15 protein-coding genes and 1 tRNA gene are annotated in these 14,196 nt (G+C 47.2%); 6 read left to right on the forward strand and 10 right to left on the reverse strand.

What is annotated here, in order from left to right:
- The first annotated feature begins 58 nt into the window (after positions 1-58).
- Positions 59-1,285, forward strand: a complete 1,227-nt coding sequence (locus PRUTH_RS10840) for a glycosyltransferase family 4 protein (protein ID WP_151173259.1) — start codon at positions 59-61, stop codon at positions 1,283-1,285.
- Between the two features lie 33 nt (positions 1,286-1,318).
- Here PRUTH_RS10840 and PRUTH_RS10845 read toward each other — a convergent pair whose 3' ends face one another.
- The gene (locus tag PRUTH_RS10845; protein ID WP_022945994.1) at positions 1,319-2,095 is read right to left on the reverse strand and encodes a DUF481 domain-containing protein; all 777 of its coding nucleotides are present in this window, start codon (positions 2,093-2,095) and stop codon (positions 1,319-1,321) included.
- A 20-nt stretch (positions 2,096-2,115) separates the two neighbouring features.
- The gene (locus tag PRUTH_RS10850) at positions 2,116-2,937 is read right to left on the reverse strand and encodes a mechanosensitive ion channel family protein (RefSeq protein ID WP_151173260.1); all 822 of its coding nucleotides are present in this window, start codon (positions 2,935-2,937) and stop codon (positions 2,116-2,118) included.
- A gap of 316 nt (positions 2,938-3,253) precedes the next feature.
- Between PRUTH_RS10850 and PRUTH_RS10855 the strand changes: the two genes are divergently transcribed.
- Together PRUTH_RS10855 and PRUTH_RS10860 are read left to right on the forward strand one after the other, a co-directional pair.
- Positions 3,254-3,329 (forward strand) — tRNA-His (locus PRUTH_RS10855).
- Positions 3,330-3,644: 315 nt separating this feature from the next.
- A complete protein-coding gene (locus PRUTH_RS10860; RefSeq protein WP_151173261.1) occupies positions 3,645-4,091 on the forward strand; it encodes an REP-associated tyrosine transposase in 447 nt (148 codons plus the stop codon).
- 549 nt (positions 4,092-4,640) lie between these two features.
- Here the strand turns inward: PRUTH_RS10860 and epmA are convergent.
- Both epmA and efp read right to left on the reverse strand, forming a co-directional pair.
- Complete coding sequence (gene epmA, locus PRUTH_RS10865; RefSeq protein ID WP_151173746.1) at positions 4,641-5,603, reverse strand: elongation factor P--(R)-beta-lysine ligase; 963 nt, start codon at positions 5,601-5,603, stop codon at positions 4,641-4,643.
- 66 nt (positions 5,604-5,669) lie between these two features.
- Positions 5,670-6,236 (reverse strand): elongation factor P, encoded by a 567-nt coding sequence (efp, locus tag PRUTH_RS10870; RefSeq protein ID WP_022945989.1) that lies wholly within the window; start codon positions 6,234-6,236, stop codon positions 5,670-5,672.
- Between the two features lie 41 nt (positions 6,237-6,277).
- Here efp and epmB point away from each other — a divergent pair, with 41 nt between their 5' ends.
- Positions 6,278-7,294, forward strand: a complete 1,017-nt coding sequence (gene epmB, locus PRUTH_RS10875; RefSeq protein ID WP_151173262.1) for an EF-P beta-lysylation protein EpmB — start codon at positions 6,278-6,280, stop codon at positions 7,292-7,294.
- A 56-nt stretch (positions 7,295-7,350) separates the two neighbouring features.
- Here the strand turns inward: epmB and PRUTH_RS10880 are convergent, their stop codons facing one another.
- Entirely contained in the window at positions 7,351-7,563 is a 213-nt protein-coding gene (locus tag PRUTH_RS10880; RefSeq protein ID WP_130148167.1) for a hypothetical protein, read from the reverse strand.
- A 69-nt stretch (positions 7,564-7,632) separates the two neighbouring features.
- Between PRUTH_RS10880 and PRUTH_RS10885 the strand changes: the two genes are divergently transcribed.
- The gene (locus PRUTH_RS10885; RefSeq protein WP_045980396.1) at positions 7,633-7,932 is read left to right on the forward strand and encodes a hypothetical protein; all 300 of its coding nucleotides are present in this window, start codon (positions 7,633-7,635) and stop codon (positions 7,930-7,932) included.
- Positions 7,933-7,959: 27 nt separating this feature from the next.
- A complete protein-coding gene (gph, locus tag PRUTH_RS10890) occupies positions 7,960-8,631 on the forward strand; it encodes a phosphoglycolate phosphatase (RefSeq protein WP_151173263.1) in 672 nt (223 codons plus the stop codon).
- On the opposite strand, the gene PRUTH_RS10895 is transcribed toward gph, so the two are convergent.
- From PRUTH_RS10895 to PRUTH_RS10915, 5 genes are read right to left on the reverse strand one after another with little or no spacing between them, the layout of a single operon-like run.
- Complete coding sequence (locus tag PRUTH_RS10895) at positions 8,628-9,581, reverse strand: sulfite exporter TauE/SafE family protein (RefSeq protein ID WP_151173264.1); 954 nt, start codon at positions 9,579-9,581, stop codon at positions 8,628-8,630. The two genes, gph and PRUTH_RS10895, sit on opposite strands and share 4 nt — an antisense overlap.
- Positions 9,582-9,597: 16 nt before the next feature.
- The gene (locus tag PRUTH_RS10900) at positions 9,598-10,389 is read right to left on the reverse strand and encodes a TauD/TfdA dioxygenase family protein (RefSeq protein ID WP_151173265.1); all 792 of its coding nucleotides are present in this window, start codon (positions 10,387-10,389) and stop codon (positions 9,598-9,600) included.
- A complete protein-coding gene (locus PRUTH_RS10905; protein ID WP_151173266.1) occupies positions 10,386-11,369 on the reverse strand; it encodes an L-tyrosine/L-tryptophan isonitrile synthase family protein in 984 nt (327 codons plus the stop codon). The genes PRUTH_RS10900 and PRUTH_RS10905 overlap by 4 nt, the downstream gene beginning before the upstream one ends.
- 25 nt (positions 11,370-11,394) lie before the next feature.
- Positions 11,395-13,008 carry an NAD(P)/FAD-dependent oxidoreductase gene (locus PRUTH_RS10910; protein ID WP_022945981.1) on the reverse strand — a complete coding sequence of 538 codons (1,614 nt, stop codon included), beginning with the start codon at positions 13,006-13,008 and terminating at the stop codon, positions 11,395-11,397.
- Between the two features lie 9 nt (positions 13,009-13,017).
- Positions 13,018-14,193 carry a hypothetical protein gene (locus tag PRUTH_RS10915; protein ID WP_151173267.1) on the reverse strand — a complete coding sequence of 392 codons (1,176 nt, stop codon included), beginning with the start codon at positions 14,191-14,193 and terminating at the stop codon, positions 13,018-13,020.
- Positions 14,194-14,196 lie beyond the last annotated feature (3 nt).

Genomic DNA, 14,196 nt, shown 5'->3' on the forward strand with positions numbered 1-14,196 from the left:
AGACTTTTCACCGTTAGGGTATAATCCCCCGTTATTCTTGTAAATTCCCCTCTAAATTATGCACATTTTATATCTTCACCAATACTTCGCTACTCCAAAAAGTAACGGTGGAACACGATCTTATGAGATGGCTCGTAGGTTAGTTCAAGATGGCTATACCGTAGAGTTTGTTACTTCCTCGGCCTTCTTAAATGAGGTATACGAATTTAAGCGAGGATGGAACGAGTTACATATAGAGGGTATTAAATTACATGTTTATCACTTGCCTTACTCCAATACAGACAGTTTTGTAGCGCGAATTCTCAAATTTTTACGCTTTTCCAGCGTTTCAATTTTTAAGAGTTTTTCTATAAAAACTGATCTCGTTTTTGCTACTAGCACTCCACTCACCATAGGCTTACCTGCACTTCTTTTGAAAAAGCTCAAAAAGCTCCCTTTAGTTTTTGAGGTCAGAGACTTGTGGCCTGAGCTACCAGTTGCCGTAGGTGTTATTAAAAATCCACTACTTATTAAGCTACTTAAGTGGTTTGAAGCTTGTATTTATCGAAACTCTAGAAGAGTCGTCGCGCTTTCTCCTGGTATGCAAGCAGGCATAGTGCGGACTGGCTACCCAGAATCAAAAACGACCTGCATTCCAAATAGTTGCGACGTTTCATTATTTAATATTCCCAATAAAGAAGGTGTAGCTTATAAGCAGCAAAAGTTAAGTTTTGTTGGTGAACGCAAGCTTATCATCTACGCAGGCACCTTTGGTCTTATAAATGATGTAGAATATATCGCCCATTTAGCTCATGCGGCTCGTTCCTATGATGATTTATGCTTTGTCGCCATTGGCAACGGGATGTGTAAAGCCGATGTTATTGCAAAAGCTAAAGAGCTGGGAGTTTATGAAAATAACTTATACATCTTAGACCCTATCGCGAAACAAGAAGTGATAAAGCTATATTCTGCGGCGGATCTGAGCTTGAGCTTGTTTGGCCCTGTACCTGAGATGTGGAACAACTCAGCGAACAAGCTCTTTGATGCTTTAGCTTCGCAGACTCCTATTGCCATTAATTATGCAGGTTGGCAAAAAGACTTCATAGAGGAGTCTGGTTGTGGTTTAGTACTGAACAATGATTTGAAAGACTCAGTGGATAAAATTGAATCCTTCTTAGCCAACTCAGAAAAATACACAAGCGCGGTGAAAGCTTGTCAAGATCTGAGTCACGGACAGTTTTCTCGGGATAACCTATACGAGAAGTTCAAGAAAACGATTGAAGATGCATACAGTGAACATGATTAAGTGCTCACTGTATGTATGTGAACTCACGCCTTGTTAAAAGTTATACACCAAGGTTAACGCGGTTTCGGTGTCAGTGTTTTCTTTGTCATCCGCCACATCGGAGTTATGAGTGACGTTAAAGCCCACTTTCATTTGCAAAGAGCCATTAATTTTAGTTAATAGCGCTGTTTCTGAACGGGTTTTAGTGTTGGTACTACCGTATTCCATCGCAACTAACTGAGTAAATTTGGCACCCTCGGAGATTTGCCAAGTGTAATCAGCCTTTGCTAGGGCGATCACTTCACCTTCCCACTCGTCAGCCAGTAACTCACCGTCATCCCCTACTTCGGTGCTATCGTCTGGGTATTGGAAATACTTGTAACCCGGACCAATTTCCGCATTGAGCACCATGGTGTCGGTATCGAGCAAACGCAAACCGTAACCGCCAGAGACCACCGCTTCTTGGCGGTAAGCGCCAAAGTAGTCACTTAAATAGGAGCCATACACGAATAAGTGCGCGTTTTCCTCGTTGAGCTTGTAGTTACCTTGCGCCGATGCAAAATACTTTTCGTTAGTGCGCTCAGTTACTTTAGTACCGTTGTCTTTCTCGACTTCGTCTTCTTTATAGATGCCGTCGAGCTTGTACTCGTTATTCCAGTTTTCAAGGTTGTGCTTTACGTTTAAAGCGCCCTTGAATGTAGTTGTTTCGGTATTACCACTGGTGATAATGGCACCTAGCTCAGCGTTGGCTTCCCAAGTCTTTTTTTCGCTAGCCACAGCGCTCGTTGCTACGCCTGCAGCAACGAGAACAGATAAATACTTCAATTTCATGTCAGCGCGGTTCCCCTAGTTTATTCGCTGGTTTTATGTAAATGCACATCCATTTGTGGATATGGAATACCGATGTCGTTGTCATCTAATGCAATTTTGATGTTTTCCATCAAATCAAAATACGTTGGCCAATAGTCAACGGTGTTTACCCAAGGGCGAACCACAAAGTTCACACTTGAATCAGCCAGTTCGTTCACGGCCACCGTGTATGCTGGCTCTTTTAACAGCCTTGATTCAGCATCAAGCACTGATTTTAAAACTTCTTTGGTCTTTTTCAGGTCGGCATCGTAGCTCACGCCAATAACCAAGTCGATACGACGCGTTTTCTCACGTGAGTAGTTTACGATGGCGCCAGACATAATCGATGAATTAGGCATCACGATAATTTTATTATCTGGTGTGTTGAGCTCGGTAGAGAAGATTTCAATTTTACGAACGCTTCCTGCTTTACCGCCTGCTTCGATGTAGTCACCTGATTTAAATGGACGCAAAATAATGATCAGCACACCCGAGGCAAAATTAGAAAGCGACCCTTGCAATGCCAGACCTACGGCCAAGCCCGCCGCACCTAGAATAGCAATAAAGGAAGTGGTCTCAACACCGACTTGTGATAACGCCATTAAAATAGTGGCGATGAACACCAAGACATAAATGATGTTGCCACAGAATGAGCCAACCGCTTTGTCTACCTTACGCTTGGCAAAACCTTTTTCAGTCAGCTTGCTACACCACTTAGCAAGGCGCATACCGACCAAAAAGACAATCAGTGCCAAAACAAATTGAATGGCGTAGTGAGTGAGCAGTCCGGAGTTTTCCGACAGCCAGTTTGTTATTGCTTCCATTAGCGCTCCTAATTATATGCTGATAGCCCATGACACCTTACAACTTTATGCTTTGTACCTATGCGCCGTAAAGTACCTAATCTATTATTTTCTCAAGCCGAACCTAAACGCCAACTGAACATTAGTGCAACTCAAGCAACAATAAGCCTAGCATATGCTTTTCGTGCTGTAATACTCCGTGGTTAAGCGGCTTTCATTGTGTTCACTGAACAAATTTGCAGCGAACGAATAATTATCTTAAATTTACACTTCACAAGGTGGCGGAAACTATGTATTATGCGCGCCACACATCACGAGATGATGTATCCCCTTTGTGGCGGCTGTAGCTCAGTTGGTAGAGCCCTGGATTGTGATTCCGGTTGTCGTGGGTTCAAGTCCCATCAGTCGCCCCATTCTTTTCTTTCTCATTTGTATTCCTTATTTAAATCAAACAGCTATCAGCGCTTTTTTATTCCGTATTACGCCAATATTGTGCCCAATAGCTTGCTTTGCAAGGCTAAAGCCTTGCCTACAACAAACCTATCCTGAACTTGTAGGTTGGGCTTTAGCCCAATCACGTGCTTTGCAAGGCTAAAGCCTTGCCGACAACACACCGACCCTGAACTTGTAGGTTGGGCTTTAGCCCAATAACACCTTCATCCCAACACAGGCAACCTTGTAACTCTCGAGCTATAATTAAATGTCCACCATATTCAAAGGAGCTGAATATGCCTTATAGTGATTTATTAAAAGGACGTTATTCGCAAATTCACCGCGAGTATTTTATTACTTTTTGTTGTTACAAACGCACACCATTTTTTGCCTCTGCGAAACTAGCACAGCTATTTTGCACCACGATTACAACGAATGAGCAGGCTTGCGGCTGCCAATGGTTAACCTGGGTCTTAATGCCAGACCACTTCCATGGGCTTGTGTTGCTGCACCATAGCGATCTTAGCGCTTGTATACGGCACCTAAAAGGTTGCACCGCAGCCATGGTTAATCGTCAATTACAGCGTCGCGGTAAAGTTTGGCAAAGCGGGTTTTATGATCACGCTTTGCGTGAGGATGAGCAGCGCATTCACATAGCCAGGTACATCGTTGCCAACCCATTGCGAAAAGGGATTGTCTCTAGTGTGCGATTATACCCGTACTGGAATTCGATTTATTTATAGGTTGCAAGGCTGAAGCCTTGCCTACAACAAACCAGTGGAACTTTGTGGGTTGGGCTTTAGCCCAACTCCGTGTTTACAAGGCTGAAGCCTTGTCTACAACACATCTGGCGGAACCTGTAGGTTGGGCTTCAGCCCAATCTCGTGCTTTGCAAGGCTGAAGCCTTGCCTACAACACATCTGGCGGAACCTGTAGGTTGGGCTTTAGCCCAATCTCGTGCTGTGCAAGGCTGAAGCCTTGCCTACAACGAACCTGTTGAAATTTTGTGGGTTGGGCTTTAGCCCAATCCCGTGCTTTGCGAGGCTGAAGCCTTGCCTACAACACATCTTCCTGAACCTGTAGGTTGGGCTTTAGCCCAATCACGAGCTTTGCAAGGCTGAAGCCTTACCTACAACAAACCAACCTGCACCTGTAGGTTGGGCTTTAGCCCAATCTCGTGCTGTACAAGGCTGAAGCCTTGCCTACAACGAACCTGTTGAAACTTTGTGGGTTGGGCTTTATCCCAATCCCGTGCTTTGCAAGGCTGAAGCCTTGCCTACAACAATTTGAGGTTAGGCGCGTTCGATGTCGAAACTGAGCACTTCGCGAATATGCTTTTTGCCGCAGGCAATCATCACGAGACGATCCACTCCGAGGGCGACTCCGGCACATTGTGGTAGGCCAGCATCCAATGCTGCTAACAAGTTTTCATCCAAGGCTACGGGCTCAAGACCTTTAGCAATACGTTTGTTGTTGTCATTGGCAAAGCGCTGGCGCTGTTCATTAGCGTCGGTCAGCTCATTAAAGCCATTAGCGAGCTCTTGCCCTTGGTAATACAGCTCAAAACGCCCGGCAACGCGTGGGTCTTGCTCATGAAGACGCGCTAGTGCCGCTTGCGAGGCCGGAAAGTGATACACAAAACACGGCTGTTGCTGGCCAATCGTTGGCTCTATCACCATGCAAAATAGCAGCTGTAATAAGGTGTCAGCATCTTCTTCATTCGCGGCGATATCAGCAAAGCCATGAGTGCTTGCAAGCTGCTTTAATTCACGCAAACTTGCCGTTAGCGGATCCACACCCAGCACCTGTATAAACACCTGCTGATAGCTTATATATTGGGCTTTTTCACAATCCAGTAGCTGTTGCATCAATTCGTCAATCTCAGCCATAAGGTCAAACTCATCAAAGCCTGGACGATACCACTCAAGCATAGTGAACTCGGGATTGTGATGACGGCCATTTTCCTCGTTACGAAAGGCTTTACAGATTTGGAAAATAGCCCCACTGCCTGCTGCAAGAAGGCGCTTCATCGCATATTCGGGAGAGGTTTGTAAATACAGTGGCAAGCCCTCGGCATAGCCTTGGCCCACAAACTGTGTGGCAAAGCTATGTAAGTGTTCATCACTCACCGACGCCTTGCTTAGCGACGGGGTATCCACCTCCATCACATCACGTTGATAAAAGAACTGCCTAATCTGCTGAATGAGCTTAGCGCGCTGCTGCAAAGTATGAATATCGGCACTGGGCTGCCACATCACAAAAATCTCCCATAAAAAATCCCAGCGCGGCTGCCCGGGCTGGGATATACACGTGTAAGGTGCTTATTTTACGCGACCCACGTACTCAGCTGAGCGGGTATCAACTTTGATCACTTCACCAATTTGAATGAATAAAGGAACACGTACCACGGCACCGGTGCTCAATGTAGCAGGTTTGCCACCGGTACCAGCCGTGTCGCCTTTTAGGCCTGGATCGGTTTCAGTTACTTCAAGTTCAACGAAGTTGGGTGGCGTTACAGCAATCGGGTTGCCATCCCATAAAGTAATGGTGCACACATCGTTTTCTACAAGCCATTTTACGTTGTCGCCTACAGCTTTTTCATCAGCAGCGATTTGCTCAAAGGTCTCGTTGTTCATGAAGTGCCAGAATTCGCCATCTGTGTATAGATAAGCTAGGTCGGTATCCATTACATCAGCCGCTTCCACACTTTCGCCTGACTTAAAGGTTTTCTCTAATACCTTACCTGAGATCAGTTTGCGGATACGAACGCGGTTAAATGCCTGGCCTTTACCCGGCTTAACCACTTCGTTTTCTAGGATGCTGCAAGGCTCGCCATCCAACATAAATTTTAGGCCACCCTTGAATTCGTTGGTGCTATAATTCGCCATCTTGTCCTCTAATAACCGTTTTTCGAGTAATTAATCCGTCAATGATACAAAGAATCGAAGTAAATTTGCATAAAAACTGGCAAAAAGAATTAGCCGATGTAGTCACTCGCCCCGAAGAGCTGCTGAGTATGTTGGATTTACCCCCCGATGCGTATCAACCGGATAGTGAGGCTAAAAGCTTATTTAATCTACGAGTACCGCGCCCCTTTATCGCCAAAATGGCCAAGGGTGACGCCCGCGATCCCTTGTTATTACAAGTGCTGCCACGACGACAAGAGTTTCAGCAACACTCGCAGTACAGTGTCGATCCGTTGCAAGAACAAGATAACAACGAGCCGGGTTTATTACACAAATACCGCTCCCGTGTCTTATTGATGTTTAAAACCGCGTGCGCAATCAACTGCCGATATTGTTTTCGTCGTCATTTCCCGTACCAAGATAACCAACTCAATAAAGCCGCTTTGGCCGATAAACTAACCTACATTGGTAATCATCCAGAGATCAATGAAGTGATCCTCAGCGGTGGCGACCCGCTCATGGCAAAAGACGAAGCTCTAGCATGGTTTTTAGATAAGCTTGAGCAACTCCCCAACATTAAGCGTTTACGCATTCACTCGCGCTTGCCGGTGACCATCCCGGCACGCATTACCGAGCAGTTATGTCAGCGTTTTGCCCAATCGCCCTTACAAATAGTCTTTGTGCACCATATTAATCATGCCAACGAGGTCGATGAGGTTTTTAGCCACGCCTGTAAAAAGCTGACCCAAGCAGGAGTAACGCAGTTGAATCAAGCGGTGTTATTGAAAGAGGTCAATGCCAATGCGGCTGCGCAAATCGCCTTAAGTGAGCGCTTATTTGCCGCCGGGATACTCCCCTACTACCTGCATCAATTAGACAAAGTGCAAGGCGCCGCACATTTTGAGGTAAGCGATGATGAAGCCCGCACTATCATGGCAGAGGTACTTAGCGAACTGCCTGGCTTTTTAGTGCCAAAGTTGGTGCGTGAGGTCGGTGGCGAACGCAGTAAAACCCCCATTGATCTGCATTTAGAGGCATAAAAAAACCCGCTTAACGCGGGTTGCTTGGGGTTCATTTACGACGCGCTGCCTTGCTATTACACGTGGATATTAATGTTATTACCCAAGGTTGCCGTAGTCGAGGCGGCTGGGCTCTGCGCTGCTTTGGTCACATTACCTGCTGACTCAATCAACGCCAATGCAGCCTGGCCATCGGCTTGCTGTCGTTTCTTAGCAAGGGCCGCGCTATAAACCTCGGCGCCTTGATCGGCTCCACTCATGGCGGGAAGTGAACTTCCTGATATATTCATAACGCTACCTGACATTTTAAATGAATCCACGTACCATATCGGCCATCTGCTCTAAAGCTTTAGAAAAAAATGCACGCAATTATCGAAAAGTTAAACGAAAACCTTAAACTCGCCTATCGTCAGGCCTTAGACGCCGATCAAAAACTGGATCAGCTACAAAAAGAAGGCCATGGTAAGTTTCAAGCCTTGTTCAATCGCGACGCGGGATTCGACTTTGAAGCAAAGCGCTTTAAACCCTATGTATTAGACGTGGCCGCCGATGTCGAGGCACTTTCCCAAGCCGAGCAACTTGATGAACAGAAGTTGAAACAAACCGTGGTTAAACTGCAACATATACTCACTTTGCTGGCGACTTTTAAAGACCAGTAAAGTCCTGTTTAAAACAAGGACGTTAAAATGCAATTACCTCACTCGCTGACTTGGGTTGGCTTTGATTTAGACGGCACTTTAGTCAATACCGCTGCCGATATCTGCGCCGCCATTAATACCACGCTGGAGCATTACCCAGTCGGTCAAGTCACCGTGGACGACGTGCAAACTTGGATAGGCAACGGTATTGATAAAGCCACCGAGCGCGCCTTAGCAAAAGTGGGCGCCACGCATATTGATGTTAGCGCGGCGGCGGCGAAAGTCAGTGCTGCTTACAACCAATGTGTGACCGATTCCTCGACTTTATATGTTGATGCCAAAGCGACCCTACAAGCACTGCAGCAGCAAGGGTTAAAGTTATTACTTGTCACTAATAAAAATGAAAGCCACACTCATGCTCTGGTAAATGCATTGGGCATTGCCGATTACTTTGATGCCATTGTCTGTGGTGACACTCTGCCCCAGCGCAAGCCAGACCCAGCCATGCTGTTTAGTGCCTTAAATAATCTCAGTCTTGATATTAGCGAAGGCATATATGTGGGAGATTCAAAAAATGATGTGGCAACCGCCAGAAACGCCGGCTGCCCGGTGATCTGCGTTAATTATGGCTACAACCACGGGTTGGATATTGCCGATGCTAATCCGGATAAAATCATCACCCGCCTTGGAGAGGTCGAAACATTGCTCGCGGCGCGTTAAGCGCCTTTTGCCTTTATCCACCGCTCAGGGAGAATGCCCCCGCGTTGGCGCAATGCAAGTACAACCACCGCGAGCGTTGCCACCACCAATAGCACCTTCAATGCCAGCGAAAATTGTAATATCACCACCGTTGAGCACACTTCAATGAATATCAACGCATAAATAAAGCGTAATACGTACTTTTCGTTGATTTTACTCATTACATACCCTCCTAGCGGTGCGCCTATGGCGACCACGGGAGCAGCGAAAAACCACGGTTCAAAGGCCACATGAGCGCTGCTTAGCTGCCCTTGTAAAATGAGCAGTACACTGCCAGTCACAGAAAGTATCGCCATAAAACACACTGTGGTTGGGATCAGTGCTTTGGCATCGAACTTTTGCCGCAATACCAGGTAGAAAAACAGCAAGGTATCAGCTCCGGCGCCAATATATGCCGAGAGTAACCCGCCCAGTGTGGCGATAAGATACAGCGACCAGCTGTTTCGCCACTGCAGCAACCGCGTATCACAGCGCTGCATCAATAAGTAACTACAAGCCAATAGCAAGAAACTAAAGGTGATCTTAAGTGGTTCACCGTCAACCGTTAATGAAAACCCACACGCTAAACCTAATAACGCAAAGGGCATTAATCGCGCCAGCAGTGACCAATATATACGGACCCCGCGAGAAACAAAAAAAATGGTGGCAAAGGTCATTCCCACAGACTGAATCGCCAATGAGAAGACCTTTGCGCTGTGTGCTTCAAACCCGAATAACTTAGTGAAGACCGGAAAAGCAACAGCTCCGCCACCTAAGGGCGTCGCACCTGCGACAAAGGATCCTAATACCATAGTCAACGATGTGCCCCAGTTATGCACAGCATCAGTGACACTGAACTGCGTCGCAAATGCTGAACTCCACGCTATAAAAAATAGCGTCAGTAAAGTGGGGTAAAGATAAGCTCTTTTCATCGTTATTGGTTGCTCGTTACAAAATATGAACACGCTTAAGGTGTCGCGTTAGCCCTTCACCTTGAAAGCGGTGGCGACCATGCAACATGGCATGGTTATCCACCAGCAAGTAATCGCCTTGTGTCCACTGATGGGCGTAGAAGCTATCGCTGCCATATAGGTGAGCTATCAGCTCACGCAAAAAAGCGTCACCTTGCGACGAGGACATGCCCTGCACCTGGGTCTCCACTGGATTAACGGCCATATTATCCTCATTGAAGGGTTCAATAAAGCGCATTCGCTGACGTTTAGTCGCTGGATGCGAGCTAATCAGTGGCTCCTCAATAGCTCCACCATAATGCGCCTTTTTCTCAGCAAAATAGCGGATCACCTTATCTTGATACTGCTGCAACTGCTGGGATGAACAGCTCTCAAGCAACCTACAGGTATTCACAAAGGTGGTTTCACCGCCACCACTCATGGCACTACTTTGTAGGCACTGAAAGAAGTTAAATCGCGGCGTTGCCCCTGCAAAGGCACCATCCCAATGCAGCTCAACCTTTCCTTGACTAAAAATATGATTTTGCGGCTGTTGGTTTATTTTTAAATCCAGCACATAGCCAAAATCCCACGCCAACAGCGGCCCCAGCTTTTTCGCAAAGGCCACCATTTGCTCATCGCTGCTGGGGTCGAAGCCACGCAGCAGCACCATACCTTGGTTCAAGATCACTTGCTCAAGTTCGGCAATGTTTAAATGTGCTAGTTTCTTAGCACCGCTTTCTCGTGCGTCAATTGTGAAGCACGCCGGTGAGACCTGTTCGCTGATCATAACTGTGGCTCTCTGTGCATACGCTCATAGTGGCTGGCTTGGCCATTGATGAACACTAAGACACAACCCAGCTGCTCGGCTTGCTCCCGAGGCATCAAACTGTGCTCGTCGCCGTCTTTAACGAGTACCGAGTGCCAAGGCGTGGTCCACACATCGTTTTGCGATACCAGTGAAATGCCGATTTTCTCAGAAACCAGATACTGCGGGTGAATCGATAATCGCAGCGCCTGAGGCAACTCCTGTTTCAACAACCGCCCCCACGCATTACTGCGCTGAATAACACGGTAAGCGGCGGTTTTAGCAACCTTTTGCAGCGCTGTGCGGCTATGTTGAGAAAACTTTTCGATACCCGAGAAATCTTCTAACATGAAACGGGTAATGCCCTTGTACATGGTGCTGGCTTCTTTCTCTGTTTTAATGCGCTGACGCAGAGACTTTAGCGTTTCACCGTATTCAATCATCAGCTCCTCACGCAATACCGCAAAGTCATTGACCTTGTCATATACATCTTCGAGGTTAAAGAAGTCGAAATAATCCGGATAATGTTGATTGGCAAAACGACGCAGGCCGTTTACATACTCACTGACATGGGCGTCGCTGACATGGATAATATCGGCGAAAACACGCCCATCCGAGCAAATTGTTACTTTTGCACCCGGCTCATAAACCTCCTCAATTTGCTGACATAATTGCACCAGCCGCTCAAATGCAAAAAACTCTCCTTTATCTGGCAGATAGCCCAAGGTTTTGTTGCGATTGGGTGATTTTGCCGGAAAGGCTGGCAGCACCATATTGATGGGCTGCTGGCGGTGAACAAAATCCAACACCTTTTCATAATGACCGACTATTTGCTCGTCAAACGCCACATCTTGCTCAATCGGTAGCAGCCGCCGCTGGGCAAAAATGAGTTCTAAAATAGCCCGCGCAGTGGCATCCGCCGTGTGTGCATTAACCCTGTTGTTGTTTGCTAAATTTTCCATTTTTGTGCTCTTTGTTCTGTCAGTATCAGTGTTTAAATAATTCCATCGCGTGGGTAAGCGATAGCTTGTCATTAATTGCTGCTTCGACCACTAGCGGCATTTTTTCTTCATCAAAGTCCATACGCTGAATTTCACACAGACTGCGTAAGAACCCTAAATAAGTGACTTCCAATAAGGCCTTATCGAGTTCGGCTATGGCCATCTCGTCTAACATGACGCCTCGGCTATGGGCGTGTTTCATGCGGCACTTGGTGAGCTCTATATCAAAGAAGTGACCGCGATTAAGGCGATACTCTTGACCTTGGATCAGCTGGATAAACTCATCTTTAAGTTCATGAATGCGGGAAATCGCCGCCCCTTGCACCATGGCCAGCGCTTTTTCATTCAGCTGCTCTTGGCTCATTTCACTCATGCTCGGGCAATAACCAAAATGGCGCGCCATGGACGAAGGTAAAATAAAGCCGAACCAATGCATTAATAAGGCTTCAAAATGCGTGCGGTGCACCTCGTAGCTGCCGTGGTAGTTCCCGGTAATATGCAGCATAAAGCTCTCAAACCAGCCTAAAAGGTAGGCATTGAAGGCCTTGGTTTTGCCTGCAAACATGGCCTCGTTACCGGCTAAATCTGCCTCTATAAGTTCACCAATCATGCGATTAGCATCGGTCAAATAGGCCGAGCCCGGCGACAATAAGGGGTCTAAAAAGGCCGATGACATGCCGGTGAGGAACCAACGATCAGTTGAGAACGACTGCTTGGCCCGCCGTGATAGCCGCTTCATGGCTTTGTAATCCTGCAATTCGAAGTGGCTGCCCAGAATTTCCTGCATACATTTATGCGAGCGTAAAAATTCCACGAAGTCGTCACTGGTTCTCACATTTAAGCTGACATCGGTATTTTTAGCGGTTACACCGATACTGACAGTGTGCTCATCCAATGGAATGAGCCATAACCAATACCCTTTATACATAAAGTGGTTGGTCGCTAATGCGCGGGTGGTAAAGTTGGTACGTGCACGCCACTGCTCACTGCCCAGGCTATCGAGTGGCGTGGTGAACTTAAACCGCGCCCAAGCTGAGCTCACAGAGTGGCGATGATCTTGCGACTCAATTAAATCCAGCTTTTTACCCAGCGGCGCAGCAAACCCGGCGGCATCGACTAAATAACGACAGCGAAAGGATTTGTCTGCGGTTTTCACGCTGTGACCATGCTCGCCATCGAGTTCGATATCGCTGACCGTCTCACCCAGTAAAACGTCCACACCAATATCTCGGTTAAAGCGCACTAGGTCGTTATCAAACTTAGCGCGATCAATTTGGTGCGCCGGAATACCGTGATACCAGGTGCGCCCGAGCTCACTCATTTCCTCGACATTGAGATCACGGTCGACGCTGTCAAAGAAAAATCGCAAACCATGTTTGTACAAATGGTTGGTGTCTAGGTAAAAGCCCAGTTGCAGATCACTGGCGGCGTAATCCCAAAACGATTCTAGGGTTGACTCCCCGACCCAAGAATTAAATGACTTTTTGCGCTCTAACACGGTGACCGATAGCTCGGGGTGTTTTAGTTTTAATTGTCGTGCTAAGCAACCACCAGCCATTGAACCACCGATGATCACAACATCACTATACTGACTTACCATACATGCTCCTTACAGGTAATAGGTCAATCTTACTTCTATAAAGTCATCATCTCGGTAGAGGTAAAGCGGCTGCTGTGGCTGTTGATCAACAAACATCCGGGCCTCAATATCAAGACTCAACTGACTATGAATACGGGTTTCGAATTCGCCCTTAATGGCGATGGAATCGCCGCCATTATCGATAAGGGCTCCCAATAACAAGGTGGTGGCATCGGTGTCGTTCCAAGCGAGGCGAGAGCCTACAAAGCTGCTATTACGATATATTTGATTTTCCCGAGCCTCGGCGTCGGTGTCGCGGTGCAGCTCCAGCAACAGACTGAGATCTTTACTGCTGCCCGCCACCCCATAAAAGTAATATTCTCCCCCTAAGGTGTAAGCCCAGCTATTACCACCGTAATCATGATTGCGGTGCACCGCTTCGAGCTTACCGAGCCACCGCTCACTGGTGTATTGCGCATCAAGGCCCCATTGCTGCAAGGCGCTGTAAATGGCTTGCCCTTGGCCTTGCTCGGTGATTTCAAAGGCTGGGGTTTTATCTAAACCGTGGAAGAAATAAGCACCGACATCCCAGTCATTGAGCACCGTGGCATAGCGCAGCGCCAGTGATTCTCGAGTGTGCTCAGATAAACCGACAAAGCGCTCTTGGCTAATGGCCACTGGCAATGAAAAGCGCTCATCGGGTTGGCTGTAATCGCGGGAGCGAAACCAAGGCATAGACAACAGCGATAAGGTGCCGTTTTCGGTAAAGTAGTCAACCTGCACCAATAGTTCGCCAAGTTTCTCTTCGCCTTCAAAATTACGTGCAGGAATACGCTGATTGACAATATCCACCAAATGACGAGACTCGGCGACGCCCCAAAATACCGTGTTCATACCGGCGCTTAGCTGCCAGTTATAGAATGTTTTCTGTAAGTAAGCCTCTTGTAAATCCCATTCAGGCAGGGCGCTATTGGTCGCGGCCACAGTCACCACCGGCTTTATATGTGCTTGTATACCCGAGGCGCGGGAGCGGTAATCAAGCTCAAGCCATAGCCTTGGGTCCCAAGCAAAGTTATGCGTTTGCTGAGCCCGAGCGCTATCACTATTGTATTGCCGGGCGCCGAGCTCTACCGCAGGCGTTATTTGCCATTGACCATACACGCAAGGCGCAAACACACAGGGCAATAGCCACCACTTCCTGAACATCAC

It is taken from the genome of Pseudoalteromonas ruthenica (assembly GCF_008808095.1).
GTDB classification, from domain to species: Bacteria; Pseudomonadota; Gammaproteobacteria; order Enterobacterales; family Alteromonadaceae; genus Pseudoalteromonas; species Pseudoalteromonas ruthenica.

Excerpts from the sequence above, each read along its gene's own strand:
- PRUTH_RS10840 (WP_151173259.1), top strand. The coding sequence starts at position 59 with ATGCACATTTTATATCTTCACCAATACTTCGCTACTCCAAAAAGTAAC.
- PRUTH_RS10845 (WP_022945994.1), bottom strand. The coding sequence starts at position 2,095 with ATGAAATTGAAGTATTTATCTGTTCTCGTTGCTGCAGGCGTAGCAACG.
- PRUTH_RS10850 (WP_151173260.1), bottom strand. The coding sequence starts at position 2,937 with ATGGAAGCAATAACAAACTGGCTGTCGGAAAACTCCGGACTGCTCACT.
- PRUTH_RS10860 (WP_151173261.1), top strand. The coding sequence starts at position 3,645 with ATGCCTTATAGTGATTTATTAAAAGGACGTTATTCGCAAATTCACCGC.
- epmA (WP_151173746.1), bottom strand. The coding sequence starts at position 5,603 with ATGTGGCAGCCCAGTGCCGATATTCATACTTTGCAGCAGCGCGCTAAG.
- efp (WP_022945989.1), bottom strand. The coding sequence starts at position 6,236 with ATGGCGAATTATAGCACCAACGAATTCAAGGGTGGCCTAAAATTTATG.
- epmB (WP_151173262.1), top strand. The coding sequence starts at position 6,278 with ATGATACAAAGAATCGAAGTAAATTTGCATAAAAACTGGCAAAAAGAA.
- PRUTH_RS10880 (WP_130148167.1), bottom strand. The coding sequence starts at position 7,563 with ATGAATATATCAGGAAGTTCACTTCCCGCCATGAGTGGAGCCGATCAA.
- PRUTH_RS10885 (WP_045980396.1), top strand. The coding sequence starts at position 7,633 with ATGCACGCAATTATCGAAAAGTTAAACGAAAACCTTAAACTCGCCTAT.
- gph (WP_151173263.1), top strand. The coding sequence starts at position 7,960 with ATGCAATTACCTCACTCGCTGACTTGGGTTGGCTTTGATTTAGACGGC.
- PRUTH_RS10895 (WP_151173264.1), bottom strand. The coding sequence starts at position 9,581 with ATGAAAAGAGCTTATCTTTACCCCACTTTACTGACGCTATTTTTTATA.
- PRUTH_RS10900 (WP_151173265.1), bottom strand. The coding sequence starts at position 10,389 with ATGATCAGCGAACAGGTCTCACCGGCGTGCTTCACAATTGACGCACGA.
- PRUTH_RS10905 (WP_151173266.1), bottom strand. The coding sequence starts at position 11,369 with ATGGAAAATTTAGCAAACAACAACAGGGTTAATGCACACACGGCGGAT.
- PRUTH_RS10910 (WP_022945981.1), bottom strand. The coding sequence starts at position 13,008 with ATGGTAAGTCAGTATAGTGATGTTGTGATCATCGGTGGTTCAATGGCT.
- PRUTH_RS10915 (WP_151173267.1), bottom strand. The coding sequence starts at position 14,193 with ATGTTCAGGAAGTGGTGGCTATTGCCCTGTGTGTTTGCGCCTTGCGTG.